Raw genomic sequence first — 26467 nt, 5'->3', positions numbered from 1 at the left:
TAGTTTATGGCATTAATGCATTGTCCAAATTGTGACAAACGAATCTCAGATAAAGCAGAAACCTGTCAGTATTGTCAGCATGTGCTGGTTGCTGATCCTGAAAAAATAGATAGCGAAAGACGAATAAATCGAATTAAAAAAGCATCCAGCTTAATGACTCAATCTTTTATCGCACTTATTTTATTTATTGGCGGCTTAGCTTATTCTGCTTGGTACAGTGATACAGGTACATCAACAGATAAAATTGTTGCACAGGCTATCACGGCAATTTCATTTATTTGGTATTTAATAACTCGAATTAGAATTATGTTATTTAAGCGAGCTAAGCAATAATGGATTTTATTAAAACAATAGATATCATGCCTGAATCTGTTTATTTAAAACTAAAACAGGCTGTAGAGCTCGGGAAGTGGGAAAATGGTAGCCCATTAACTGAATCTCAAAAATCGGCTAGTTTACAAGCGGTAATGGCTTGGCAAGCAAAACATTTAGATTCACAACAACATTTTACAATAGGCTCCAATGGTAAAATAATTGAACGTAGCAAAGCTGAATTACAAAAGGAAATGTCACAGCAGCAGATAATCAGGTTATCCCACGATGATTTTTAAAAAACTTTTTAAACCTAAATGGCAACACAAAGATCCAGCAGTTCGAGCCCAAGCCTTACAACAACTTACTGACGAACATATTTTAAATGAGATAGCGCGCAAAGACGTTGAAGTTAACGTGCGGCGTAAAGCCCTTGAAAAAATGGCTTCGTTTTCTGCTTGGGTACAAGCGATGGAGCATGAGTCAGACCAACACTTAAAAAAAGTTGCTATAGAAAAAATTAAATTGGCAGTTTTAAACTCAAATGCCAATAGTATTAAAGTAACCGATGCACAAAAAAATACTTTTTTTGAAACCTGTAAACAAAATAGCTTAATAGAAGACGTGATCCGTCATAGCGCAGACACTGAATTAAGGTTAAAACTGCTTAAGCGTTTAAATAAAGAAAACCTGTTAGCAGACTTAATATTTAGAGAATCAGAACAAGAAATATCGCAATATTGTTTTGATTCAATGGAGCATCGTTATAAAGACGATTTAAAGCTACTAGAAAAAATAGCTAATAAAGCGGCCAATCATAATATTCAGCAACAAGCTCAAGTCTTATTAACAAAGTTTAAAGCCGAACTGCAGCATCCTGTTGAGTTAAAAAAAGAATTAACGTTAATATTAAGTAAATTGTTAGCGCTTAAAGACAAACAAGATTTTTTAATAGTTGAAGCTGCAAACGAAGAATTAGTAAACCAGTGGCAACAAAAGCAAAAGGCTTTTGCATGTTTATCTCAAGCTGAGCAAACGAGCTTTAAACAAAAATATGATGATATTCTAGTCAAGGTAGAATCTGCTAAAGACGTTTTAAAGCAGTCATACCTTGAACAAAAAGCGGTTCAAGATGCAATTGTGAAGCGCGAAGAAACCATAAAACAAGCAAAAGCACAACTGCAACACATTGATAGCAAAGTCAGTGGTGCAATTGAAAATTCACAAGACGAGTCACACAATGACATTTTAGTTTTGATTGAGCAGGCAAAAACTGAATTAGAACAAAGCCATGAGACAGGCCGTGAAATAGAAGCTTTATTTCATGAGTTAAATCTATACCATAATAATGTGCAGCATTTAGATGAGTTTTTTGAACAAGTTTCGCAAGCAACACGCCACCTTACACAACTTACTCAAATGCAAATTCCAACGACAGTTAGTGAATACGATGAAGTTCAAGCTGAACTTACTCAATGGCATAAAACATGGAAACAAAACCAAAAGCGTATGCTTTTTGCGCTACCTGAAGCGATAGCCACAAGTGCAGAAACGCAGATTAAAGAGTGGCGAGAAGCCATTAAATCAATTGAGTTGGAACAAAGTAAACAAACCAAGCGACTGTTTGCTAAATTACGAGAATTAAAAAGCTTAATTCGTTCAGGTAAATATAACGCAGCGTTTGGTTTATATCGCAAAATAAATGAATGGAACGATGAATTATCGCAAGTAAACAAAGCGAAATTTGAACATGAATTAGCCAGCATTAATGAGCAAATTGCAGATTTAGAAGATTGGAAAGCTTATATTGGCTTACCTCGTAAACGTGAATTGCTTGAAGAAATGCAAGCCTTAGTTGATCAGCCATTATCTGATTTGCAAGCTCAAGCCAACAAAGTTAAATTTGCACGCCATACTTGGTTATTATTGGGCAATGTGGAAAGTGAAGAAAATACCCATTTAAATGCTAAATTTGATGAATTAACAGAGCAAGCATTTGCACCTTGTCGTGCATTTTATGCAGAGCTTGAACAACAACGTAAAGATAATTTACTGAAAAAACAGCAACTAATAGAACAAGCTGTACAGCTATTGAATAATTCTAATGAATCAACGGCGGATTTTAATCAGATAGGGAAGCATTTATATCAGCTACAAAATGATTGGCGTACAGTAGGTCCAGTTGATAAGAAGATATATAAATCAATTAATGAACAATTTTATGAAACCATTGAACCGATAAAATCAAAAGTTCATGATTATCAACAGCAAAATGAACAAAAAAAATTGGCATTGATTAACCAAGCGAAGACCAAAATCGCTGAATGTGACGATTTAAATGAAGTGTCTGAAACGTTAAAATCGCTGCAAACACAATGGAAATCTATTGGTTTTGCGGGCAAGCGTAAAGAAAATAAGCTTTGGACTCAGTTTAGAGCTATTAATGACGATGTGTTTAAACAAAAACAAATGAATTATGAAAATTCAAAAGTTGAAAAAGCACAGGCGTTTGAACAACAAACTAACGTTTTAAAACAATTAGAAAGTGAAATAAATGCTGGAAGTTTAGATTATGCTAGTTTGACTGAACAAATTAATGCGATTGATTTATCTGATTTAAATAAAAATCAGCAGATCAAACTCAGTAAATGGCAAAATAAATTGTTAAACATGCTCAGCAAAGCCAAAAATCAGCAAAAGCAAGCGAAGGAAATCCAAGCACACACACAATTGTTTGAATTATTGTCTGAAATAACGGCATCAACCAAAGAACATGAGCTAGACTTGGATAAACTCAGTTCAACTATTCAAAATCCGGATTGGGTACAGGCGATTCGTTTTGGAGCACAAGTAAATGCAGGTGACAATAAGGACCAACAAGCCGAACTAACAACTCAAATTGAAATTGTTCAAAATGTACCTACCCCCGAACTATTTCAAACCCAGCGGATGCAACTTCAAATGAAAATGCTTTCCGAGAAAATGAATTCCGGTAGTTATCAAGCCGCAGATGAGATGCTCCTCATATGGTTGAAATTGGGTTTAATCGATTTAGATAGAGAGTTGTTAGAGCGAACTAAAGTGGCATTTACCCAACAATAAAAATAAACCTAACTTTTTAAAACTTGATAGTATTTGATTTAAAAGCGGCTCCGGCCGCTTTTTTGTTTGCTCATTGACATTGGTTACCTCGTTAGGTTGAACTCAATTTGAATCCGCAGAAACAAGGGAGTGATGGAAATAATTTAAGTTTCAGGTCGTAACGAGCTAACGGTTAATTTAATTTTTTAAGGCATCGTTTAAAGATACTCGTATTCTTTGGCTGATAAATAATTAAACTAATACTTCAAATTCTTCAACACACCCTATACAATTGTTAACAATTGTCATTTTGTGTGTTTTAAGGTTTGATATGAAAGTTGTTATGCTAATCTATTTGTTGCTTATTACTTTTTCAGTAAGTGCACAACGCCTCCAGCCGAATGTTATTGTGATTGTGTCTGATGACCAAGGTTATGGTGATTTCTCAATTCATGGTAACCCAATATTAAAAACACCAAACTTAGACAAGCTCGCCAATGAGGGTGTCAGATTAACCGATTTTCACGTTGATCCTACTTGTTCGCCTACTCGAGCCGCATTAATGACTGGTAGATACTCAGCCAGAGTGGGAGCATGGCTTACCTTTGCTGGCCGCAATCATGTCTATAAAGAAGAAATTACAATGGCGGATGTATTCAAGCATAACGGCTACCGCACTGCGATATTCGGTAAATGGCACTTGGGCGACAATTACCCTTTCCGTCCAACCGATAGGGGATTTGATAAAAGTTTTATTCACGCTGGTGGCGTGGCGGGGGAAATTCCGGATTATTGGAAAAACGACTATTTTGACGACACCTATTTTGATAATGGTCAACCAACCAAAGTATCTGGTTATTCAACCGATATCTGGTTTGAGCAGGCTAAAACTTTTATTACAGAACAAAAATCTAATCCGTTTTTTATTTATCTAGCAACCAACACGCCGCATGGCCCTTTTAATGTACCAAACGAATTTGCTGAGCCTTACCGAAAGTTAGGCGTGCCAGAAACACGCGCGCGCTTTTATGGCATGATAAACACCATTGATAATAATGTTGGCAAGTTACGTACGTTCTTAGAAAAAAACAAATTAGCTGATAATACCTTGGTTATCTACTTAACAGACAATGGCACCACCGCAGGCGCTGATGGACCCAATAATGGTCAAATAACAGGTGGTTACAATGCCGATATGCGAGGCCGAAAAACTTCACCTTTTGAAGGAGGGCATAGAGCTGCGAGTTTTTGGCATTGGCCAAATGGTGATTTGACCGGCGGCAAGCAATATCATCATTTAACCGCTCATTTAGATTTACTACCAACATTTGTTGATATGTTTAACATGAAGCTACCTAAAGCCGTTAAATTTGATGGTTCAAGCATAAAAACTATTTTAACTGGTGATGACCCGATCGAAGAACAAAACAGAACATTAGTTGTTCATAATCAAGCTAGATTTGGCAGCTCACTTGGAGATGGAAGCTTAGTGAAATACCGTGATTATGCGGTGATGCATAACCATTGGCGGTTAGTCGATAAACAGCTATTTGATTTATCAAACGACCCATCTCAAAAGAACAATTTAGCTAATCAGTATCCTGATTTAGTTAAACAATTTTCGTCCTATTATGAAAACTGGTGGCAAGACGTAACTCAAAACGAAAGGCTTTCACCGACCGTTTTAGATACGCAACAACAGGCAGAAGTATTACTTACCGCACAAGCATGGAAAGGTGATAAAGCTACTTACGATCAATCTCATGTAATAGCAGGTGTACCCAATCGAGGGATCTGGCATTTAGACGTAAAAACATCTGGTCGTTACAAAATAAGCTTTGCTCGCTGGCCACGTGAAGCAAATCTTGGATTTAATGAAGGTTACGTGCGTCCGATGGATAACCCAGGTCTAGATCCAAACTTTACGCTTTATCAATATAAACCTAAAACCCTCGATATTGATTCAGTATTATTTAAGCTAAACGATAAAACGATCGCCAAAGCAAATGTTTCTCGTGATAAACAAACTGAAGTCAGTTTCGAATTCGATTTAAGCACTGGTTTACATACATTGGAAGGTGTAATGCAAACTAGCAGCGGACAGCTAATTAGTGCCTATTATATGTATATCAAACCAAGTAATTGAGATATAAAATAAAATGTTAAAAACTAACCTATATAAATGGTCTGTTATCGCCACAAGTTGTTTGCTAAGCACAGCTTGCTTTGATAACGATCCAAGCTCAGCCTCTCAGTCAACAATGACTGAAAAAAACGCTCAAGCCGACGAAGCTCAAGCGGGAACTGAAATTATTTATGATTTTGAAGGCAATAGCATTCCTGCATCCATCAGGTTTGGCAACGCCGAAGGCGAATTGATTCAATCAAATGGTGTAACGGAGGGTAAAAAAGCGTTAAAAGTTAAATTCAATTCAGCCAACAAACCCTATTCCTCCATTAGTTTTGAGCCAGAAACCCCATGGGACTGGAGCCAATACGATAGTTTTAATATTGCATTTGATATTGCCAACGAGGGTGAAGTTTCGGTGTTTTTGAAACTAGGTGTTACCGATATTGATGGTAGCAATTATACGCGTTCGGTGGTGGTGCCGGTTGGTAAGTCGAAAACCTATTATTCAAAGATGGCCGGACATGATGTTGGTAGCCCAGATTCAGATTTAGGCGATAGTGTTGAGCTTAATCTCAGTTCGGGCTTGCGTTCGAATCCACCAACATGGCAATCAGATGATGTCCAATTTGTTTGGATGTGGGGCAATAAAAACCTAAATTTAAAAGGTATTAAAAAAATTAATTTTACGCTTGAACACAACCTGCGTAATAAAGAAATCATTATCGATAATATTCGAATTCGTCCAAACCCAAAACTCAAGCCAGATTATTTAGCTAACATAGTTGATAAATTTGGCCAATCGTCAAAACAAGAATTCGAAGAAAAAGTACATTCTGAAGCAGAATTAATTGAAGTTAAAAATAAAGAACTCGCGCGTCTTAACGATGGTGAAATGCTTGATGGGCGCTCTCGTTTTAGTGGTTGGAAAGACGGCCCTAAATTTGAAGCGACCGGTTATTTTAGAACTCAAAAAATTGGCGATAAATGGTCGCTGATTGATCCAGACGGCTATATTTTCTTTACCTCGGGTATCGCCAATGTTCGAATGTCTAACACCACTACAGTGACAGGTTATGACTTCGATAAAGATACCATTAAACAGCGCTCAGCGGACGATGTAACGCCGGAAGATTCAGAAGGCTTAAACACCCCACCAGCAGAAGCCATCCCAACCAGACATGTGGTCTCTAAAACACGTAAAAACATGTTTCAATGGTTACCAGATTATACAGACCCGCTTGCCGGTAACTATGGTTATCGCCGTGAAGTTCATTCCGGTCCAGTTGAACATGGTGAAGTGTTTAGTTTTTATATGGCAAATTTAGAGCGAAAATACGGTGAAACAACCCCATATTCGTATGTAAATGACTGGGGTAAAGTTACCTTAGATCGCATGCGTAGCTGGGGATTTACCTCGTTCGGAAACTGGGTAGACCCAATATTTTACGATAATAAAAGAATGCCATATTTTGCCAATGGCTGGATAATTGGTGACTTTAAAACAGTTTCTAGTGGCAATGATTTTTGGTCTCCTTTGCCGGATGTATTTGATCCTAAATTTGCTGAACGAGCGGATGTAACCTTAAAAGTGGTTGCAGATGAAGTAAAAGGCAGCCCTTGGTGTGTGGGTGTGTTTGTTGACAATGAAAAAAGTTGGGGCCGACCGGGCCGACCTGAAAGCGAGTTAGGTATTGTCATTCACACCTTAAACCGCGATGGTGCAGGCGTGCCCACTAAAAATATGTTTACCCAAACGTTAAAGAAACAATATGGTGACATTAAAAAGTTAAACCAAGCATGGGGCTTATCTCTAACCTCGTGGGGTGCGTTCCAAAAAGGTGGTTTTGATACCGCACCATCTAATAAAAACCGCATTGCAGATTATGAAAATTTACTTTATCTCTATGCTAAACAGTACTTTAAAGTGGTTGACGGTACGTTGGCTAAATACCTGCCGAATCACTTATATATGGGTGTTAGATTTGCAGGCTGGGGCATGCCTGCGCCTGTGGTGAAAGCGGCCTCTGAATACGTAGATGTATTAAGTATTAATTTATATAAAGAGGGGTTAACGCCGTCAACCTCGAAATTCCTTAAAAAATTAGATATGCCGGCGGTTATTGGTGAATATCACATTGGTACCACGGCTTCTGGTTTCTTCCATCCAGGGTTAATTGCAGCGGCTGATCAAAAAGATAGAGCACGTATGTATAAAGAATATATGCACTCAATTATCGATAATGATTATTTCATTGGTGCACATTGGTTCCAGTATATAGACTCGCCTATTACAGGCCGAGCTTATGATGGTGAAAATTACAATATAGGTTTTGTGTCTGTTACCGATGTCCCATACAACGCTATGGTTGATGCAGCAAGAGAAGTTAATGGCACATTATACCAACGACGTTTCAACGAACTGTTAAATCAAAAAGAGTAGTTAGATCAATTTTTCCGTTAATCTTAAAAAGGCTTAAATTAATTTAAGCCTTTTTTGTTTTCAAGGCACTGCTGATAATTTTTCAGATTATAAAAATTTTAATCTCTCAAGTTGGAGTGTGATAGTTCGACAATTTTGTACTGCAAAGTTAATAAAAGTACATAAAATATGCAAAAAAAAGCAGAATAGTTGTTTTTATAAGCAAACAAACTTTAATTTCAAATAAATTCAAAAAAAGCGTTGACGGGGTTTAATTAGTCCCTATAATGCGCCCCCACAACGCAGCAACACGCAGACAAACATCAGCGAGTGAATGCGCAGCTCAATAGAGTTCAAACCGTTGAAAAGGCCTGTTTAACGTTAAATATCAATAACGAAAAATAAAGGCTTGACAACAAAAGAGGACAGCGTAGAATGCGCGGCCTCGCTTCGGTAAGAAGCAGCGGAATATCCGCAACGTTCTTTAAAAATTAGGTAACCTTATTTATCTGTGTGAGCACTGGCATAGATTTGATGAATGAACAATTTATCAATTTATTCAGGCTCACATGAAAATGTGATTTTGAGTTAATTGAGCAAGATTTAAAAACTTTTTTGAAGAGTTTGATCATGGCTCAGATTGAACGCTGGCGGCAGGCCTAACACATGCAAGTCGAGCGGAAACGATGAGAGCTTGCTCTCAGGCGTCGAGCGGCGGACGGGTGAGTAATGCTTGGGTATCTGCCTCGTTGTGGGGGATAACCATTGGAAACGATGGCTAATACCGCATAATACCTACGGGTTAAAGGGGGCCTTTATGGCTCCTGCGACGAGATGAACCCAAGTGAGATTAGCTAGTTGGTGGGGTAATGGCCTACCAAGGCGACGATCTCTAGCTGGTTTGAGAGGATGATCAGCCACACTGGGACTGAGACACGGCCCAGACTCCTACGGGAGGCAGCAGTGGGGAATATTGCACAATGGGGGAAACCCTGATGCAGCCATGCCGCGTGTGTGAAGAAGGCTTTCGGGTTGTAAAGCACTTTCAGTCAGGAGGAAAGGTAAGTTGTTAATACCAACTTACTGTGACGTTACTGACAGAAGAAGCACCGGCTAACTCCGTGCCAGCAGCCGCGGTAATACGGAGGGTGCAAGCGTTAATCGGAATTACTGGGCGTAAAGCGCACGTAGGTGGCGTGATAAGCTGGGTGTGAAAAACCGGGGCTCAACCTCGGCCGTGCATTCAGAACTGTCATGCTAGAGTAAGGGAGAGGGGGGTAGAATTTCAGGTGTAGCGGTGAAATGCGTAGAGATCTGAAGGAATACCGGTGGCGAAGGCGGCCCCCTGGCCCATTACTGACACTGAGGTGCGAAAGCGTGGGTAGCGAACAGGATTAGATACCCTGGTAGTCCACGCCGTAAACGATGTCTACTTGCTGTTTGTGGATTTAATCCGTGAGTAGCGAAGCTAACGCGATAAGTAGACCGCCTGGGGAGTACGGCCGCAAGGCTAAAACTCAAATGAATTGACGGGGGCCCGCACAAGCGGTGGAGCATGTGGTTTAATTCGATGCAACGCGAAGAACCTTACCATCCCTTGACATCCACGAGAGCTAGAAGAGATTTTAGTGTGCCTTCGGGAATCGTGAGACAGGTGCTGCATGGCTGTCGTCAGCTCGTGTTGTGAAATGTTGGGTTAAGTCCCGCAACGAGCGCAACCCTTATCCTTAGTTACCAGCGATTCGGTCGGGAACTCTAAGGAGACTGCCGGTGATAAACCGGAGGAAGGTGGGGACGACGTCAAGTCATCATGGCCCTTACGGGATGGGCTACACACGTGCTACAATGGACAGTACAGAGGGCAGCTAACTAGCGATAGTGTGCGAATCCCTTAAAGCTGTTCGTAGTCCGGATTGGAGTCTGCAACTCGACTCCATGAAGTCGGAATCGCTAGTAATCGCAGATCAGAATGCTGCGGTGAATACGTTCCCGGGCCTTGTACACACCGCCCGTCACACCATGGGAGTGGGCTGCAAAAGAAGTAGGTAGCTTAACATTGGGCGCTTACCACTTTGTGGTTCATGACTGGGGTGAAGTCGTAACAAGGTAGCCCTAGGGGAACCTGGGGCTGGATCACCTCCTTACAAAAATTCATTAAACATGCACAGTGTTCACACAGATAAATAACTGGTTACTGAAAGAAAGACTTCGTAAGGTCAACAGACCGAATGATGAAAGTCATAAGATAGGTCTGTAGCTCAGCTAGTTAGCACCCCAATCCCTTGTAAAAGCGGTGAGGTCGGTTTGCCGACAAGTTGAAGTGAAAGATTGAGTATAGGTCTGTAGCTCAGCTGGTTAGAGCGCACCCCTGATAAGGGTGAGGTCGGCAGTTCAAGTCTGCCCAGACCTACCAAATTCACATTACTTCTGCGTTATTTTAATATTCGTTTAGCAGGCTAAACGTTCGCATTAAAATGCCTGGAATTAAAGTGAATTACATTTACGAAAAAAGACTGCAAAAATGGGGCTATAGCTCAGCTGGGAGAGCGCCTGCCTTGCACGCAGGAGGTCAGCAGTTCGATCCTGCTTAGCTCCACCACTTTTGCATTATTATATAAAACGAAGTCAGGTACACAGAAACCAAACAAAATAGTTAACGCTAATTATTTTGTTTGGTTTTTTTAACCACGCTCTTTAACAATCTGGACAAGAAGTAATAAAGAAAAACGAATTCAATCAAGTTGAATTAGTATTCAAAGTAGCAAGCAGTCCTACGTACAATCTGGATAAACATTCGGGTTGTATGGTTAAGTGACTAAGCGTGCACGGTGGATGCCTAGGCAATTGGAGGCGATGAAGGACGTGTTAATCTGCGATAAGCTATGACGAGTCGATAAAAGACGCTTAAGTTATAGATTTCCGAATGGGGCAACCCACTCTTTTTAGAGTATCTTGCACTGAATACATAGGTGTAAGAGGCAAACCGGGAGAACTGAAACATCTAAGTACCCCGAGGAACAGAAATCAACCGAGATTCCCCAAGTAGCGGCGAGCGAACGGGGAACAGCCGATGAATGATAAATTAGTAGAATGCACTGGAAAGTGCAGCCATAGAAGGTGATAGCCCTGTATATGAAGATTTATCATTCACGCATTAAGTAGGTCGGGACACGTGATATCTTGACTGAAGACGGGGGGACCATCCTCCAAGGCTAAATACTCCCAATTGACCGATAGTGAACCAGTACCGTGAGGGAAAGGCGAAAAGAACCCCTGTGAGGGGAGTGAAATAGAACCTGAAACCGTGTACGTACAAGCAGTGGGAGCAGACTTGTTCTGTGACTGCGTACCTTTTGTATAATGGGTCAGCGACTTATATTTAGTAGCAAGGTTAACCGAATAGGGGAGCCGTAGCGAAAGCGAGTGTTAACTGCGCGTAGAGTTGCTAGGTATAGACCCGAAACCCGGCGATCTATCCATGGGCAGGTTGAAGATTGAGTAACATCAATTGGAGGACCGAACCCACTAACGTTGAAAAGTTAGGGGATGACCTGTGGATCGGAGTGAAAGGCTAATCAAGCCGGGAGATAGCTGGTTCTCCCCGAAAGCTATTTAGGTAGCGCCTCGGACGAATACCTCAGGGGGTAGAGCACTGTTAAGGCTAGGGGGTCATCCCGACTTACCAACCCTTTGCAAACTCCGAATACCTGAGAGTAATATCCGGGAGACACACGGTGGGTGCTAACGTCCATCGTGAAGAGGGCAACAACCCAGACCGCCAGCTAAGGTCCCCAATGCTTATTAAGTGGGAAACGATGTGGGAAGGCTTAGACAGCTAGGAGGTTGGCTTAGAAGCAGCCACCCTTTAAAGAAAGCGTAATAGCTCACTAGTCGAGTCGGCCTGCGCGGAAGATGTAACGGGGCTAAATAAGCAACCGAAGCTGCGGATTTGAACTTAGGTTCAAGTGGTAGGGGAGCGTTCTGTAAGTGGTTGAAGGCAAAGCTGTAAGGCATGCTGGACATATCAGAAGTGCGAATGCTGACATGAGTAACGATAAAGGGGGTGAAAAACCCCCTCGCCGAAAGACCAAGGTTTCCTGTCCCATGCTAATCAGGGCAGGGTAAGTCGGCCCCTAAGGTGAGGGCGAAAGCCGTAATCGATGGGAAACGGGTTAATATTCCCGTACTTTTAATGACTGCGACGGAGAGACGGAGCAGGCTAAACTAGCATGGCGTTGGTAGTCCATGTGAAAGTGTGTAGGTTGGAGATTTAGGTAAATCCGGATTTCCTTAAGACTGAGACACGAGACGAGCCCCCAAGGGGGTGAAGTAGTTGATGCCATACTTCCAGGAAAATCTTCTAAGCTTCAGGTCATTAAGAACCGTACCCCAAACCGACACAGGTGGTCAGGTAGAGAATACTAAGGCGCTTGAGAGAACTCGGGTGAAGGAACTAGGCAAAATAGTACCGTAACTTCGGGAGAAGGTACGCCACGTTATTGTGAAGGGCTTTACGCCTGGAGCGAGAGGTGGTCGAAGTAACCAGGTGGCTGGAACTGTTTATTAAAAACACAGTACTGTGCTAAATCGAGAGATGACGTATACGGTATGACACCTGCCCGGTGCCGGAAGGTTAATTGATGGGGTTAGACTTAGGTCGAAGCTCTTGATCGAAGCCCCGGTAAACGGCGGCCGTAACTATAACGGTCCTAAGGTAGCGAAATTCCTTGTCGGGTAAGTTCCGACCTGCACGAATGGTGTAATCATGGCCACGCTGTCTCCACCCGAGACTCAGTGAAATTGAAATCGCAGTGAAGATGCTGTGTACCCGCGGCTAGACGGAAAGACCCCGTGAACCTTTACTACAGCTTGGCAGTGAACATTGAACCTACATGTGTAGGATAGGTGGGAGGCTTTGAAGCATCGTCGCTAGATGGTGTGGAGCCGACCTTGAAATACCACCCTTGTATGTTTGATGTTCTAACGTTGTTCCCTAATCGGGAATGCGGACATTGCCTGGTGGGTAGTTTGACTGGGGCGGTCTCCTCCCAAAGCGTAACGGAGGAGCACGAAGGTTGGCTAAGTACGGTCGGACATCGTACGGTTAGTGTAATGGCATAAGCCAGCTTAACTGCGAGACAGACACGTCGAGCAGATACGAAAGTAGGTCATAGTGATCCGGTGGTTCTGAATGGAAGGGCCATCGCTCAACGGATAAAAGGTACTCCGGGGATAACAGGCTGATACCGCCCAAGAGTTCATATCGACGGCGGTGTTTGGCACCTCGATGTCGGCTCATCACATCCTGGGGCTGAAGTCGGTCCCAAGGGTATGGCTGTTCGCCATTTAAAGTGGTACGCGAGCTGGGTTTAGAACGTCGTGAGACAGTTCGGTCCCTATCTGCCGTGGGCGTTTGAGAATTGAGGGGGGCTTCTCCTAGTACGAGAGGACCGGAGTGGACGAACCACTGGTGTTCGGGTTGTTCTGCCAAGAGCATTGCCCGGTAGCTAAGTTCGGAATCGATAACCGCTGAAAGCATCTAAGCGGGAAGCGAGCCCCAAGATGAGTTCTCACTGAGCTATAAGCTCCAGTAGGGCCCTTGTAGACTACAAGGTTGATAGGTTGGGTGTGTAAGTGCTGTGAGGCATTGAGCTAACCAATACTAATGACCCGTGAGGCTTAACCATACAACGCCGAATGTTTATTAACATGACGTGAAGTGTGACTGCGCGAATGAATAAACAAACTTGATTGACTCTTTATTATGTATTGTCCTGATTGGTTAATTGACTGAAAAGTGAATTAACAGACCGACTTATGCCTGGCGGCCAAAGCATTGTGGCACCACCTGATTCCATTTCGAACTCAGAAGTGAAACACAATAGCGGCGATGGTAGTGTGGGAGTTCCCATGTGAGAGTAGCACACTGCCAGGCTCTTTATTTTATCCTTTAGGATAAGGTCTAAACAACGCATCCATGCAGTTTAGACATACCGTACATCCGGTACATAAGAATTTGATGTGAAAGCATCCCAAGATTCAGCCCGATTCGAAAGAGTCGGGCTTTTTTCGTTTCCGCTTTGCAGGTTATTATGTCAATTGAATTAATTATTTTAGTCAACGTAATTGTATTACTCGGCAGCTTAATCCAGGGCGTGGTCGGTTATGGTATAGGTATGTTTTGCGCACCTTTACTATTTATGATTAATCCAGAATTTGTTCCCGGTCCTATGGTATTAATTTCTACCGTGATGACGGTGATTATGTTAATAAGAGATAAATCAGATTTAAAAGTTGATCAAGTTTCTTGGACTATGCTGGGTGGTTTTTTTGGCGTTGTGATTGCTGGTGTTATCTTAAACATGGTAAGCGTTAAACAATTTCAAATTGTCTTTGGTTCGCTGATCTTATTGGCTGTTATTATATCTATTATTGGTTACTCGCCTAAAATAAATAAACTAACGACGACATTGGCCGGATATTTGTCGGGTTTTATGGGTACTTTAACCGCGGTGGGTGGTCCACCGGTAGCTTTACTCTATCAAAATGTGAAAGCGGCTCAATTAAAAGCAAATTTAGCGGCTTTCTTTTTGTTTTTAAATATTGTAATCGTGAGCACTTTATTGTGGATTAATAAGCTCTCGTTCGAGCATTTATATTTATTTATTATTGCTATCCCCGGGCTTATATTGGGTTTTTATTTATCAAGTATAGCTTCTAAATATGTAGGGCCGGCTCAATTAAGATATTTTATTTTGTCATTTTCTGCACTTAGCGGTTTAGGAACCATAATAAAAGCATTCATATAAGTGTCATTTAAATTACGTAGTATCTTGAATAAACTTATTATCCATTTATTCAAGAGGTCCTATTGCATAAACCTTTTATAGATAGCTACTTACCAGAACTAAAGCAAATAGAGTATTTAATTGATACTTCCAATGGTCATTTATCTCATGAAATTATCTCCCACGTTACTTACCAAGATATCAATCTACCTATATATGCGTTAAAACTCGGTGCAAGTGACGCTAATTTACCTTGTTTATGTTTTGTTGGTGGGGTTCATGGTTTAGAGCGAATTGGTACTCAAGTTATTTTAGCGTTTCTAGAAAGTTTGTTAGGACGACTATCTTGGGATTTGTCATTAAACGATTTGCTTAAGCATTTAACCATTCTTTTTATACCATTAGTTAATCCCGTTGGTGTTGCTTTACATAAACGTTCAAATGGCAATGGTGTTGATTTAATGCGAAACGCGCCTATTGAAAGTACCGAAGCAACTTCCTTTCTAGTTGGTGGTCATCGTATTTCTTCGTCTTTACCCTGGTATCGTGGCAAGTACGGTTTAAAATGTGAAACCGAAACGCTGGCTTTAACGAATTATATTCAACAACATTGTTTTAATCGGAAGTTTAGCGTGGTCTTAGATTGCCATTCAGGATTTGGTTTACATGATCGAATTTGGTTTCCGTATGCAAAAAGTAAATTAAAACCAATACACCATATTGGTGAGATGTATCATATTCGAGATTTGTTGTTTCAGGCTTACCCCTATCAAAATTACATTTTTGAACCTCAGTCTTTGCATTATTTGTGTCACGGTGATATTTGGGATTTTTTATACGACGAATCTTTGAAATTAAATACGATATTTTTACCATTAACATTAGAAATGGGATCTTGGAGATGGGTGCGGAAAAATCCCGCACAACTCTTAAAAAGCTTAGGTTTATTTCATCCGATTAAGCCACATAGAGTGAAACGAGTATTAAGATCTCATTTAGTTTTAATGGAATTTTTAATGCGATTAACCGTGTCTTATGAAAGTTGGTTAGACGACGGTAAAAGTTTTAATATGGCGCAAAAAGCGACTCAACTTTGGTATGGAAACTAGGTGATGCGAAGTGATCATAGTGCAAAATCAGTTCAAGCTGTTTTATTGCTAAGGGGCCTCATTCGTGAACAGCGGCACTGGATGGGGTTTGAAAAAACTTTAGCAAGCTCGTTACCTAGTCGTATACCTGTTGTTGCAATGGATATTGCAGGCAATGGTTGTGAATATAAAAGCAAGTCAAGTTGCAGTATTTCTAAGTTACGGAAAGAGCTTTCAGAACGTTTTTCACGTCAGTATAGTCAATATGAACGCATTGCGATTGTTGCGTTGTCAATGGGCGGAATGATAGCAGTTGATTGGGCAGATGCCGAACCCAAAAGAATAACAAATATCGTGCTAATTAACTCAAGTTTTAAAGATTTATCTCCTTTTTATATTAGGCTTCGCTGGCAAAATTATTTGAAAATTTGCTCTTTGATTGTCGAGTCTAAAGTGAATAAAGAAAAAAGCATATTAGCATTAACCTCGAATCATAAATTGACTAATTATAATGAGTCAAAGCTAATCAATACTTGGTATAAAATTGCCGAGCAATATCCAATAAGTCCGTTTAATGGACTTATGCAACTTATTGCTGCCGCTCGATTTAGGTTACCGAAAAAACTTATTCAAGTACCTATATTAATTATTGCATCGCGTAATGATCGTTTAGTCGATTATCGTTCAAGTGTGGCATTGGCACATCATTTTCCCCAATCTAGTTTTATCCTACACCCAACTGCAGGCCACGATTTAGCTCTGGATGATCCATTGTGGCTGTCTAGACAAATTTCGGCTTTTATTTATTAAATCTGCAAGGTTTAACTTTTAGCTGAGAAGTTGGTTTAAGTAGAGGCGCGGAAATTGAAAGATAGGCAAATATGCTATTTGCCTATCTTATATTTTGAGGTTTTTCGTGTTTATAATTAGTTAACTCGAACTAATTTCATTGTATTAGTTGAACCAATTGTTTCCATGGTATCACCGTGAGTCATTATAATAAGATCGCCTTTATTTAAATGACCCGCATCTTTTAGTGAACCTAGTAGGTCATTGCTTAATGACGCAGGGTTTGATGTACTTGAATCAAAAAAGTATGGGTGGACCCCCCGATACAATGCACAAGTGGTTAGTGTTTTTTCATGACGAGAAACTGAAAAGATTTGAATACCTGAACTAATTCTAGACATCAATTTTGCAGTATTGCCCGATTCTGTTAAGCAAACTATCGCTTTAACACCATTGGTATGATTTGCCGCATACATAGCAGATAACGCAGTTGTTTCTGAAATTGAATCAAACTCTTTGCTGAGTCTATGGTGCGATGTCAAAATGCTAGGGTGCTTTTCAGCTCCAAGACAAACACTTGCCATTGAGGTGACCGTTTCTAACGGATATTGACCTGCGGCAGTTTCACCTGAAAGCATAACAGCATCTGTTCCATCTAAAACGGCATTTGCAACATCCATGACCTCAGCGCGGGTTGGCATTGGGTTTTCAATCATAGATTCCATCATTTGCGTTGCAGTAATTACAGCGCGATTTAACTGGCGTGAACGAGAAATAAGTTTTTTCTGTTTGCTTACCAGTGCGGGATCACCTATTTCAACCCCTAAATCACCACGAGCGACCATAACTACGTCACAATTGGTAATAATATCATCTATCGCTTCGTCTGTTTCGACTGTTTCAGCACGTTCCACTTTAGCAACAATTTGAGCATCTAATCCAGCTTCTTGCGCAAGTTGACGCGCATATTGAAGATCAGCCCCTGAACGTGGAAAAGAAACGGCTAAATAATCAACGCCAATTTTAGCTGCTAATTTAATGTCTTCTTTATCTTTGGCAGTTAACGCAGGTGCAGATAAGCCACCCCCTAATTTATTAATGCCTTTTTTGTCTGATAATTTGCCACCAATCTTAACTGTCGTAATGATTTTTTCGCCTTCGACATTCGCTACCGTAAGCTGAACTCGACCATCATCTAACAATAGTATATCACCAGGTAGAACATCATTAACTAAGGCTTTATAATCAAGGCCTACTGCGTTTTGGTTGCCTTCGCCTTTGCCCATTTGAGCATCAAGAATAAATTGCTCACCTATGTTTAGGAAGATAGGGCCATCTTTAAAGGTAGAAACTCGAATTTTTGGACCTTGAAGATCGCCTAAAATACCGATATTTAAATTTAAATCCTTAGCAATTTGACGAACGGCTTCAGCTCTTTCAATATGTTGTTCGGCGTCGCCATGTGAAAAGTTCATGCGGACTACATTAACACCTGCTTTGATGATTTTTTCTAAGTTATTATCTTTATCCGTTGCAGGGCCTAAGGTTGAGACTATTTTGGTTCTTCTAAACATTCGCTGGGCTCCCAATATGCGAGTTCGTGTGTTTAATTATATTACTTAAAATATAAGTAATATGAAATTTGATTTTTAAGTCTAGAGCTAGAGTAAGTGAATCTAGCTCTAAAATAAAGAGGGCTAAAAGTTTTAACGATTAATGCTCTCTTAACCCTTTGTTGTATCTAGATTCCTTTAAACCATCTTTAACGCGTTTTAAGTTTTCACGAAACTTTGTACCACGTCTTAATGTAAATCCGGTTGCGAGTATGTCTATTAATACAAGTTGAGCTATTCGAGAAGACATAGGCATATACATGTCAGTGTCTTCACTAACCTCTAAAGATAGCACTAGGTTACATTCTTGCGCTAAAGGGCTGGCTGCATCTGTTATTCCAATAACAGTAGCATCATTATTTCTAGCTTGAGCTGCACTTTCGACATGACTTTTTGTTCTACCTGTATGTGATATAAATACAATCACTTCGCCTTCTGAGCTATTAATGCAACTCATGCGTTGCATTAATACATCATCAAAACAAATAACGGGCACATTAAACCGGAAGAACTTATTTTGAGCATCATGCGCCACTGATGCTGATGCACCTAAGCCGAAAAAAGAAATCTTGCGAGCTTGCGTCAAAATATCAACAGCTCGATTAATCGTTGTTGTATCTAAATGTTGGCGTGCTGTTTCAAGCGATGCCATGGTTGAATCAAATATTTTTGCGCAGTATGCATCCGGCCCGTCAGCTTCGTCTACGTGACGGTTAACATATGGGGTTCCGCTAGCTAAGCACTGTGCTAAATGTAATTTAAAATCTGGAAAACCTTTTGTTTCTAGTCGCCGGCAAAAACGATTAACAGTTGGTTCGCTGACATCTGCAGCTTTAGCTAAGGTTGCGATACTACTGTGCATAGCACTTTGTGGTGCAGCCATAATAATTTCTGCTACTTTACGTTCTGATTTACTGAACGAATTTTGATTTTGAGCGATTTTTTCCAAAATATTCATAATTAGCCTAGCTAGATTGCCTAAAAAGTACGCTGAACCGCTATTATGCCCTAAGGATGTTCGTAATTTAACTACAAAATAACATAATTCCGATATTTTTATGTAATTAGGCTACATTTTTAGATATAATCTGGGTTATAAACCGATTGAATAGGTATTCATCTACTCGTAATATGGCAATTGGTTGTAAATTTTCGATTTTTAGTGTTCAATACTGCGCTTAATTTGCGTTTAGCGCAGCTAGCGACAATCTTAATTTTAAGACTTAACGGGGAGCTATCATGGTCTCGCAATCAAATAAGCCATGTGATTTAGTATTATTCGGTACCAAAGGGGATTTGGCACGCCGTAAATTATTACCTTCTTTATATCAGTTAGAAAAAGCTGGATTATTAGATAGCAACACCAAAATTATTGGTGTTGCTCGCCATGTACATACTCAAGAAGAGTTTGTAGATTTGGTAAAAGAAGCGCTAGAAACCTTCATGAAAGAAGATATTGTTGAAGAGGTTTGGGACAAATTTTCTGCCAAGTTAGATTATTGTATGGTTGATTTGCGCGATATCGCAGATTATGCCAAATTGCAAAAGCATGTTGATCAATCTCAACGTGTCATGGTTAATTATTTTTCTACACCACCTTCAATTTTCGGTTCTATTTGTAATGGTCTAAACGAGGCTGGTTTAATTAATGATGAAACCCGTGTCGTACTTGAAAAACCAATTGGTCACGACTTAGCTTCATCAAAAGTAATTAATGATCAAGTGGCTGAATTTTTTGCAGAAAGCCAAACTTATCGTATCGATCATTATTTAGGTAAAGAAACAACTCTTAATTTATTGTCATTACGTTTTGCAAATTCATTGTTTGCGTCTAACTGGGATCATAACTGTATTGATCATGTTCAAATTACAGTCGCAGAGGAAGTAGGAATTGAAGGTCGTTGGGGTTATTTTGACGATGCTGGTCAAATGCGTGACATGGTTCAAAACCACTTATTACAAGTTTTAAGTTTGGTTGCAATGAACCCTCCAGTAAGCTTGAACGCAAATGATGTCCGTGATGAAAAGCTTCGTGTAATGAAATGTTTACGTCCAATCACTAAAGATAATGTAGCAGTTAAAACGGTTCGCGGCCAATACGCGGCGGGTGCGATTAAAGGTCAACCCGTTCCTGGTTATTTAGAAGAAGAAGGCGCAAATACTGAAAGTAACACTGAAAGTTTTGTTGCTCTGCGCGTTGATATCGATAATTGGCGCTGGTCAGGCGTACCTTTTTACTTACGTACGGGTAAACGTCTTCCTGAGAAGCTAACTGAAATCGTTATCCACTTCAAAAATATGCCACATAATATCTTCAAAGATAGTTATGGTGAGTTACCATCGAACGTATTAACGATTCGAATGCAGCCTCGAGAAGGGGTTGAAGTGAAAGTCTTAAATAAAGTACCTGGCTTAAACGAAAAAATGAATTTGCAAGAAACTAAGCTAGACTTAAGTTTCTCTGAAGCATTTAAAGATGTTCGTATTGCTGATGCTTATGAAAGATTATTGCTTGAAGCCTTATTAGGTAATCAATCACTCTTTGTTCGTCGTGACGAAGTTGAAGCCGCATGGAGCTGGGTTGACGGTATTTTCCAAGCTTGGGCTGAAACGAATGATAAGCCAAAACCTTATCCAGCGGGTACTTGGGGTCCAAGTTCAGCCGCAGCGTTATTGGCGAAAGACGATCGAGAGTGGGACTCATAAGGATATAGTATATGCAATTTGTTGAATATTCAGATACAAGTGATTTAAACGCACAATTTGCTCAGCGTGTTGCTGGCTTATTGGCAAATGCCATTGAAACTAAAGGCCAAGCAAGTTTAGTTGTTTCTGGTGGGCGCACTCCGTTACCTTTTTTTAAAGCACTTTCAAATGCAGATATTGATTGGAGCAAAGTTGCCATTACGTTAGCGGATGAGCGTTGGGTTGAGCAGTCGAGTGATGCCAGCAATACCGCACTTGTATTACAAAATTTGATTCAAAATAAAGCCTCGAAAGCTACTTTTGTTGAGTTAAAAACCAGTGAAGATAGCGCTTTTGGTGCTGAGGCTAGCGTTTCTGCTAATTTAAACAGTTTATCTTTTCCAATTGATGTATTGATTCTTGGTATGGGTGAGGATGGTCACACAGCATCGCTATTCCCGTGTTCAGAACAAATTGATCAAGGATTAAGCAGTGATAAAGTTTGTTTAGCAGTTCAGCCAACCACGGCACCACATGAACGGATGTCACTAACACTTAAATCTTTACTTAATAGTGAGCAAATTTTTGTACACTTAGTAGGGGAAAGTAAAAAAGTAGTGTTAGATAAAGCGCTCGCTGGCGATGATGTTAAAGAAATGCCAATTCGGGCAATTCTTAAGCAAGACTCAACACCTGTAGATGTCATCTGGGCTGCAAAATAGCAGGAGACACCCTCAGTATGAATTCCATAGTGCAGGAAGTAACACAAAGAGTAATAGAACGTAGTCGAGATACTCGTAAAGCATATCTTGATAAAGTTGAGCGTGCGCGGGTAAAAGGCCCGCACCGCGAAGTATTATCCTGTGGTAATTTGGCGCATGGCTATGCAGCATGCCCAAAAAATGAAAAAGGTGTACTTAAGCAGTTTAACAAATCTAATATAGGTATTATTACCTCTTATAATGATATGTTATCCGCGCATCAACCTTACGAGCATTACCCTCAAATTATCAAAGACGCCATCGCAGAAACCGGAAGTGTAGCTCAGGTTGCCGGTGGTGTTCCTGCGATGTGTGATGGGGTTACTCAAGGTCAGCCAGGCATGGACTTAAGTTTATTAAGTCGAGATGTTATTGCGTTAAGTTCTTCAATTGGCCTATCTCACAATATGTTTGATGGTGCTTTGATGCTGGGTATTTGCGATAAAATTGTCCCAGGCTTGGTGATGTCTTCACTTGCATTTGGTCATTTACCATTTGTTTTTGTGCCGGCAGGACCAATGCCATCTGGGATTCCAAACTCGGAAAAAACTCGAGTTAGAATGCTGCATGCAGAAGGTAAAGTAGGGCGTGAAGCCTTATTGGAATCTGAATCTGCGTCATATCATTCACCTGGTACATGTACCTTTTATGGTACAGCAAATAGTAATCAACTTGTTGTTGAAGTGATGGGCTTGCATTTGCCGGGTTCTTCATTTGTAGAAACCGATAGTGTGTTACGTAATGCCTTGACTCGAGCAGCTTCAAAACAAGTGACTCGAATTACAGATTTAGGGAGTAATTACACGCCAATCTCTAAAGTGGTTGATGAAAAAGCGGTTATTAACGGTATTGTTGCTTTACTAGCAACGGGTGGTTCGACTAATCACACTATGCATTTGGTGGCGATGGCACGTTGTGCTGGTATTTTAGTTGATTGGTCAGATTTTTCAGACTTATCAAACGCAACGCCATTACTGACTCGCATTTATCCTAATGGTTCTGCGGATATTAACCAATTTCATCATGCTGGTGGCATGGCTGTATTGATTAATGAATTACTCAGTGCTGGCCTTTTGCATAATGATGTTAATACCATTTGTGGTAAAGGTTTAGATAAATACACTAAAACACCAATCTTAAATGATGGTGAACTTGAGTGGGTTGAACAGCCAACTAAATCGTTAGATAAAACAATTATTGCTACTGCAGAAAAACCTTTTAGCTCTCACGGTGGTTTACAAGTACTAGAAGGCAATTTGGGTCGAAGTGTTATGAAAACTTCTTCATTGCCAGATGGTGATGTGAGCTTTACTGCACCGGCTGTTGTTTTTGAAAGCCAACACGATATTGAAGCCGCATTTAAAGAGGGTAAGCTAGAAGGTGATTTAGTTGCTGTTGTGCGTTTCCAAGGTCCTAAGGCGATTGGTATGCCAGAGCTTCATAAGTTAACTCCACCTTTGGCGATTTTGCAAGACAGAGGCCAAAAAGTGGCATTGGTAACTGATGGTCGAATGTCTGGTGCATCTGGTAAAGTGCCTGCTGCAATTCATATGACCCCAGAAGCAATTGATGGTGGTTTATTAGCTAAAGTTAAAAACGGCGACATGATTTTAGTCGATTCGGCTAAAGGTCAAGTTGAATTGTTAGTTGATGCCGATGAACTTGCAAAAAGAGACAATGCACAACCAACTTTAGTACCAGATGAACGTATTGGAATGGGTCGCGAGTTTTTTGGCTCACTTCGTTCACGCATGACAGGTGCTGAAGAAGGTGCATGTAGCTTATTTTTTCAGGATTAATTAAATGAGTAAGTTAGTAGCAGATATTGGCGGGACCAATATGCGAATTGCGGTTGCTGATGGTGTCAATGCTGTTAGTCAAGTCCGCCAATATAAGGTCACTGATTTTGCATCTCCAGTTGAAACCATACAAGCTTATTTAGCGGATACAGGTATGAAAAAGCCAACTCATGTTTGTTTGGCTATTGCTTGTCCTGTTAACAGTGATCAAGTGACAATGACAAATCATAGTTGGTCATTCTCGATTGAGCAAAGCCAAAGTGCGTTAGGTGTAGAGGCTTTGCATGTGATTAATGACTTTACTGCAATTGCTTTGTCTGTTCCTTTTTTAACAAATAACCAGAAAATTCAATTAGGTGGTAGCGAAAGCGAAACTAACCAACCAATTGCAGTTTATGGTGCAGGAACAGGGTTAGGTGTTGCTCATGTAGTTTCACAAGGTGGCAAGTGGATTGCTCTACCCGGTGAAGGTGGCCATGTGGATTTTGCGCCCAATAACCAACAAGAAATGGATGTTTTAACGTATTTAGCTAAAGATTTTGGTCATGTATCAGCAGAACGCTTGATGTCGGGTCAAGGTATTGCAAATATTTACCGCGCACTTGCGGCGTTAAATCAAGCTTCTGAAAAAGAGTTAGAACCCGCTCAAATAACTGAGAGAGCTATAAACGGTAGCTGTCAGTTATGTAAAACAACATTAGATATGTTTTGTAATGTTATGGGGAGTTTTGGTGGGAATTTAGCTTTAACCCTTTTAACTCGTGGCGGTGTTTTTATTGCCGGTGGGATTGTTCCAAGGTTTGCTGAGTATTTAATTAATAGTGGTTTTAGAGAAAGATTTGAAGCCAAAGGTCGGTTCGAGCCTATTAATAAAAAAATACCCGTTTACATTGTAACCGAAGACCAGCCTGGCTTATTAGGCGCTGCTGCTTATTTAGCTCAAAATTTATAAGGTTTATATATGTCTACAAGAAATTGGTCAATGCAACCGCTTGATGTGATGAATGCGGGTAAGGTTGTACCTGTACTTGTGTTTAACAAGTTAGAGCATGCATTACCTGTTGCCGAAGCGTTATTAGAAGGTGGCGTTCGTGTTCTTGAGATCACATTAAGAACAGAATGTGCGTTAGATGCAATTAAATTAATTTCGGAAAAATTGCCAGAAGCAATTACAGGTGCAGGCACCGTTGCTAATGCTGCTCAATTAAAAGCAGTTGAAGATAACGGAGCTCAATTTGCAATCAGCCCAGGGTTGACGCCAAGCTTGTTAGAAGCGGCTAATAAGGGTAATACAGCCTTATTACCGGGTATTGCTAGTATTTCTGAAATGATGTTAGGTTTAGATCATGGTTATGATTGTTTTAAATTTTTCCCTGCTGAAGCTAATGGCGGTGTTAAATCATTAAAATCGATTGGCGGTCCATTCCCTAATGTAAATTTCTGCCCAACAGGCGGTATAAGCCCTAGTAACTTTAGAGAGTACTTGGCATTACCTAATGTTCGTTGTGTTGGTGGTTCATGGTTAGTACCAAACGATGCGGTTGAAGCTGGTGATTGGAAAGCAATTACTGAGTTAGCTAAAGCGGCAAGCCAAGGCTAATTTTACGAATATTTAAATGTATTTGTAATCACATTTGCTTAATATTAAAAAAGCCGATGACCAAATTTGGTCATCGGCTTTTTTATTGTCAAATAATTTATAAATTTAACCTTTATAAATTTGAGACAATAAAAAACCGCGAATAAATCGCGGTTTTTTAATGAGTATTTATAAACTTAGTTTTTAGCTATATGTGCTACTAAATCTAATACTTTATTTGAATAACCGATTTCGTTATCGTACCAAGATACAACTTTAACGAATTTATCAGTTAATGCGATACCTGCTTTAGCATCAAAAATTGAAGTGCAAGTTTCACCGATGAAATCGTTAGAAACAACATCATCTTCTGTGTAGCCTAAAATGCCTTTTAAAGCACCTTCAGACGCTTCTTTCATCGCTTCACAAATTTCTTCGTAAGTTGCTGAGTTTTCTAAGTTAACAGTTAAATCAACTACAGAAACATCAGGCGTTGGTACACGGAAAGCCATACCGGTTAACTTACCATTTAATTGTGGAATTACTTTACCAACCGCTTTTGCAGCACCAGTTGATGAAGGAATGATATTTTGGCCAGCACCACGACCACCGCGCCAATCTTTAATTGATGGGCCATCGACTGTTTTTTGAGTTGCTGTTGTGGCGTGAACGGTTGTCATTAAGCCGTCTTTAATGCCCCATTTATCATTCAATACTTTAGCAAGTGGTGCTAAGCAGTTAGTTGTACAAGATGCATTTGAAACAATTTCTTGTCCTTCATAAGCCTCTAAGTTTACGCCGCATACAAACATAGGCGTATCATCTTTAGACGGAGCAGACATAACCACTTTTTTAGCGCCAGCGGTAATATGTTTACGAGCTGTCTCATCAGTTAAAAATAAACCTGTTGATTCTACAACTACTTCAGCGCCAATTTGATCCCATTTTAAATCTTCTGGGTTACGCTCTGCTGTTACGCGAACGGTGTTGCCATTTACCACTAAGTTGCCATCTTTTACTTCAACGTCACCTTTGAAACGACCGTGAGTTGAATCGTATTTTAACATGTATGCCATATACTCGACATCGATTAAGTCATTAATCCCAACGACTTCAATATCATCACGCTCAACTGATGCACGAAAAACGAAACGACCAATACGGCCGAAACCATTAATACCTACTTTAATAGTCATAGTTGTTCCTAAACTGATTGTTGATAAATATAATTTTTTTGGTTTTTTGTTCGGTAAACAAAGCTAAAAAGTGTTCACAAATTGTGACTTAACCTTTTTAAATACCAATAATTGTAAAATTCGGAGGAGATTATACAAAAATTAGAGGATAAAAACTCAAAAAATTTACCATATAGCTTAATGAACTTGAATTAATCTTGTTTTTACCATATTAGTTGGATGAAAA

16 protein-coding genes, 2 tRNA genes and 3 rRNA genes are annotated in these 26467 nt (G+C 40.1%); 18 read left to right on the top strand and 3 right to left on the bottom strand.

The features are described from left to right. Positions 1–6: 6 nt before the first annotated feature. The 13 genes from OLW01_RS07955 to OLW01_RS07895 all read left to right on the top strand — a co-directional run bounded on the left by OLW01_RS07955 (position 7) and on the right by OLW01_RS07895 (position 16629). Positions 7–333 (top strand): zinc ribbon domain-containing protein, encoded by a 327-nt coding sequence (locus OLW01_RS07955; RefSeq protein WP_268073314.1) that lies wholly within the window; start codon positions 7–9, stop codon positions 331–333. Next, a complete protein-coding gene (locus OLW01_RS07950) occupies positions 333–611 on the top strand; it encodes a YeaC family protein (RefSeq protein ID WP_268073312.1) in 279 nt (92 codons plus the stop codon). Before OLW01_RS07955 ends, OLW01_RS07950 begins: the two co-directional genes overlap by 1 nt. Further along, positions 601–3414 (top strand): DUF349 domain-containing protein, encoded by a 2814-nt coding sequence (locus tag OLW01_RS07945; RefSeq protein WP_268073310.1) that lies wholly within the window; start codon positions 601–603, stop codon positions 3412–3414. The genes OLW01_RS07950 and OLW01_RS07945 overlap by 11 nt, the downstream gene beginning before the upstream one ends. 310 nt (positions 3415–3724) lie before the next feature. Then, positions 3725–5539 carry an arylsulfatase gene (locus OLW01_RS07940; protein WP_268073308.1) on the top strand — a complete coding sequence of 605 codons (1815 nt, stop codon included), beginning with the start codon at positions 3725–3727 and terminating at the stop codon, positions 5537–5539. A 13-nt stretch (positions 5540–5552) separates the two neighbouring features. Beyond that, on the top strand, positions 5553–7964 hold the full coding sequence (locus tag OLW01_RS07935; RefSeq protein WP_268073306.1) for an agarase: 2412 nt from the start codon (positions 5553–5555) through the stop codon (positions 7962–7964). Positions 7965–8555: 591 nt separating this feature from the next. Further along, positions 8556–10087, top strand: a 16S ribosomal RNA gene (locus OLW01_RS07930). A 192-nt stretch (positions 10088–10279) separates the two neighbouring features. Beyond that, positions 10280–10356 (top strand) — tRNA-Ile (locus tag OLW01_RS07925). A gap of 110 nt (positions 10357–10466) precedes the next feature. Further along, positions 10467–10542: transfer RNA gene (locus tag OLW01_RS07920), tRNA-Ala, on the top strand. A 206-nt stretch (positions 10543–10748) separates the two neighbouring features. Beyond that, positions 10749–13630, top strand: a 23S ribosomal RNA gene (locus OLW01_RS07915). A 133-nt stretch (positions 13631–13763) separates the two neighbouring features. Then, positions 13764–13878 (top strand): 5S ribosomal RNA (rrf, locus tag OLW01_RS07910). The 16S, 23S and 5S rRNA genes sit together here with 2 tRNA genes alongside, the layout of an rRNA operon. Positions 13879–14035: 157 nt before the next feature. After that, complete coding sequence (locus OLW01_RS07905; RefSeq protein ID WP_268073304.1) at positions 14036–14752, top strand: sulfite exporter TauE/SafE family protein; 717 nt, start codon at positions 14036–14038, stop codon at positions 14750–14752. A 62-nt stretch (positions 14753–14814) separates the two neighbouring features. Then, positions 14815–15840, top strand: a complete 1026-nt coding sequence (locus OLW01_RS07900) for a M14 family zinc carboxypeptidase (protein WP_268073302.1) — start codon at positions 14815–14817, stop codon at positions 15838–15840. Between the two features lie 3 nt (positions 15841–15843). After that, positions 15844–16629, top strand: a complete 786-nt coding sequence (locus OLW01_RS07895; RefSeq protein WP_268076187.1) for an alpha/beta fold hydrolase — start codon at positions 15844–15846, stop codon at positions 16627–16629. Between the two features lie 116 nt (positions 16630–16745). Here the strand turns inward: OLW01_RS07895 and pyk are convergent, their stop codons facing one another. Both pyk and OLW01_RS07885 read right to left on the bottom strand, forming a co-directional pair. After that, the gene (pyk, locus tag OLW01_RS07890) at positions 16746–18182 is read right to left on the bottom strand and encodes a pyruvate kinase (protein WP_268073301.1); all 1437 of its coding nucleotides are present in this window, start codon (positions 18180–18182) and stop codon (positions 16746–16748) included. 139 nt (positions 18183–18321) lie between these two features. Then, entirely contained in the window at positions 18322–19179 is an 858-nt protein-coding gene (locus OLW01_RS07885; RefSeq protein ID WP_268073299.1) for a MurR/RpiR family transcriptional regulator, read from the bottom strand. A gap of 281 nt (positions 19180–19460) precedes the next feature. On the opposite strand from OLW01_RS07885, the gene zwf reads away from it, so the two are divergent. Genes zwf through OLW01_RS07860 form a run of 5 tightly spaced genes read left to right on the top strand, consistent with a single transcriptional unit; the run spans position 19461 to position 25066 of the window. Beyond that, positions 19461–20927 (top strand): glucose-6-phosphate dehydrogenase, encoded by a 1467-nt coding sequence (gene zwf / locus OLW01_RS07880; RefSeq protein ID WP_268073297.1) that lies wholly within the window; start codon positions 19461–19463, stop codon positions 20925–20927. A gap of 11 nt (positions 20928–20938) precedes the next feature. Next, complete coding sequence (gene pgl, locus OLW01_RS07875) at positions 20939–21628, top strand: 6-phosphogluconolactonase (RefSeq protein ID WP_268073295.1); 690 nt, start codon at positions 20939–20941, stop codon at positions 21626–21628. A 17-nt stretch (positions 21629–21645) separates the two neighbouring features. Beyond that, positions 21646–23466, top strand: a complete 1821-nt coding sequence (edd, locus tag OLW01_RS07870; RefSeq protein ID WP_268073293.1) for a phosphogluconate dehydratase — start codon at positions 21646–21648, stop codon at positions 23464–23466. Between the two features lie 4 nt (positions 23467–23470). Further along, positions 23471–24418 (top strand): glucokinase, encoded by a 948-nt coding sequence (locus tag OLW01_RS07865; protein ID WP_268073291.1) that lies wholly within the window; start codon positions 23471–23473, stop codon positions 24416–24418. 9 nt (positions 24419–24427) lie between these two features. Further along, positions 24428–25066: a bifunctional 4-hydroxy-2-oxoglutarate aldolase/2-dehydro-3-deoxy-phosphogluconate aldolase gene (locus OLW01_RS07860; RefSeq protein WP_268073289.1), complete on the top strand. Its 639-nt coding sequence runs from the start codon at positions 24428–24430 to the stop codon at positions 25064–25066. A gap of 176 nt (positions 25067–25242) precedes the next feature. Here OLW01_RS07860 and gap read toward each other — a convergent pair whose 3' ends face one another. Then, positions 25243–26241, bottom strand: coding sequence for a type I glyceraldehyde-3-phosphate dehydrogenase (gene gap, locus OLW01_RS07855; RefSeq protein WP_268073287.1), 999 nt, complete (start codon positions 26239–26241; stop codon positions 25243–25245). Positions 26242–26467 lie beyond the last annotated feature (226 nt).

Source organism: Catenovulum adriaticum (assembly GCF_026725475.1).
Taxonomy (GTDB): domain Bacteria; phylum Pseudomonadota; class Gammaproteobacteria; order Enterobacterales; family Alteromonadaceae; genus Catenovulum; species Catenovulum adriaticum.
Note: the sequence above shows the minus strand (reverse complement) of the source record. Positions and strands in the feature narration are given on the sequence as shown.

What these genes read in the sequence shown, in the direction of transcription:
- OLW01_RS07860 (WP_268073289.1), top strand. Translation starts at nt 24,428, where the DNA reads ATGTCTACAAGAAATTGGTCAATGCAACCGCTTGATGTGATGAATGCG.
- OLW01_RS07935 (WP_268073306.1), top strand. Translation starts at nt 5,553, where the DNA reads ATGTTAAAAACTAACCTATATAAATGGTCTGTTATCGCCACAAGTTGT.
- OLW01_RS07940 (WP_268073308.1), top strand. Translation starts at nt 3,725, where the DNA reads ATGAAAGTTGTTATGCTAATCTATTTGTTGCTTATTACTTTTTCAGTA.
- pgl (WP_268073295.1), top strand. Translation starts at nt 20,939, where the DNA reads ATGCAATTTGTTGAATATTCAGATACAAGTGATTTAAACGCACAATTT.
- OLW01_RS07955 (WP_268073314.1), top strand. Translation starts at nt 7, where the DNA reads ATGGCATTAATGCATTGTCCAAATTGTGACAAACGAATCTCAGATAAA.
- edd (WP_268073293.1), top strand. Translation starts at nt 21,646, where the DNA reads ATGAATTCCATAGTGCAGGAAGTAACACAAAGAGTAATAGAACGTAGT.
- zwf (WP_268073297.1), top strand. Translation starts at nt 19,461, where the DNA reads ATGGTCTCGCAATCAAATAAGCCATGTGATTTAGTATTATTCGGTACC.
- OLW01_RS07885 (WP_268073299.1), bottom strand. Translation starts at nt 19,179, where the DNA reads ATGAATATTTTGGAAAAAATCGCTCAAAATCAAAATTCGTTCAGTAAA.
- OLW01_RS07895 (WP_268076187.1), top strand. Translation starts at nt 15,844, where the DNA reads ATGCGAAGTGATCATAGTGCAAAATCAGTTCAAGCTGTTTTATTGCTA.
- gap (WP_268073287.1), bottom strand. Translation starts at nt 26,241, where the DNA reads ATGACTATTAAAGTAGGTATTAATGGTTTCGGCCGTATTGGTCGTTTC.
- pyk (WP_268073301.1), bottom strand. Translation starts at nt 18,182, where the DNA reads ATGTTTAGAAGAACCAAAATAGTCTCAACCTTAGGCCCTGCAACGGAT.
- OLW01_RS07945 (WP_268073310.1), top strand. Translation starts at nt 601, where the DNA reads ATGATTTTTAAAAAACTTTTTAAACCTAAATGGCAACACAAAGATCCA.
- OLW01_RS07865 (WP_268073291.1), top strand. Translation starts at nt 23,471, where the DNA reads ATGAGTAAGTTAGTAGCAGATATTGGCGGGACCAATATGCGAATTGCG.
- OLW01_RS07905 (WP_268073304.1), top strand. Translation starts at nt 14,036, where the DNA reads ATGTCAATTGAATTAATTATTTTAGTCAACGTAATTGTATTACTCGGC.
- OLW01_RS07950 (WP_268073312.1), top strand. Translation starts at nt 333, where the DNA reads ATGGATTTTATTAAAACAATAGATATCATGCCTGAATCTGTTTATTTA.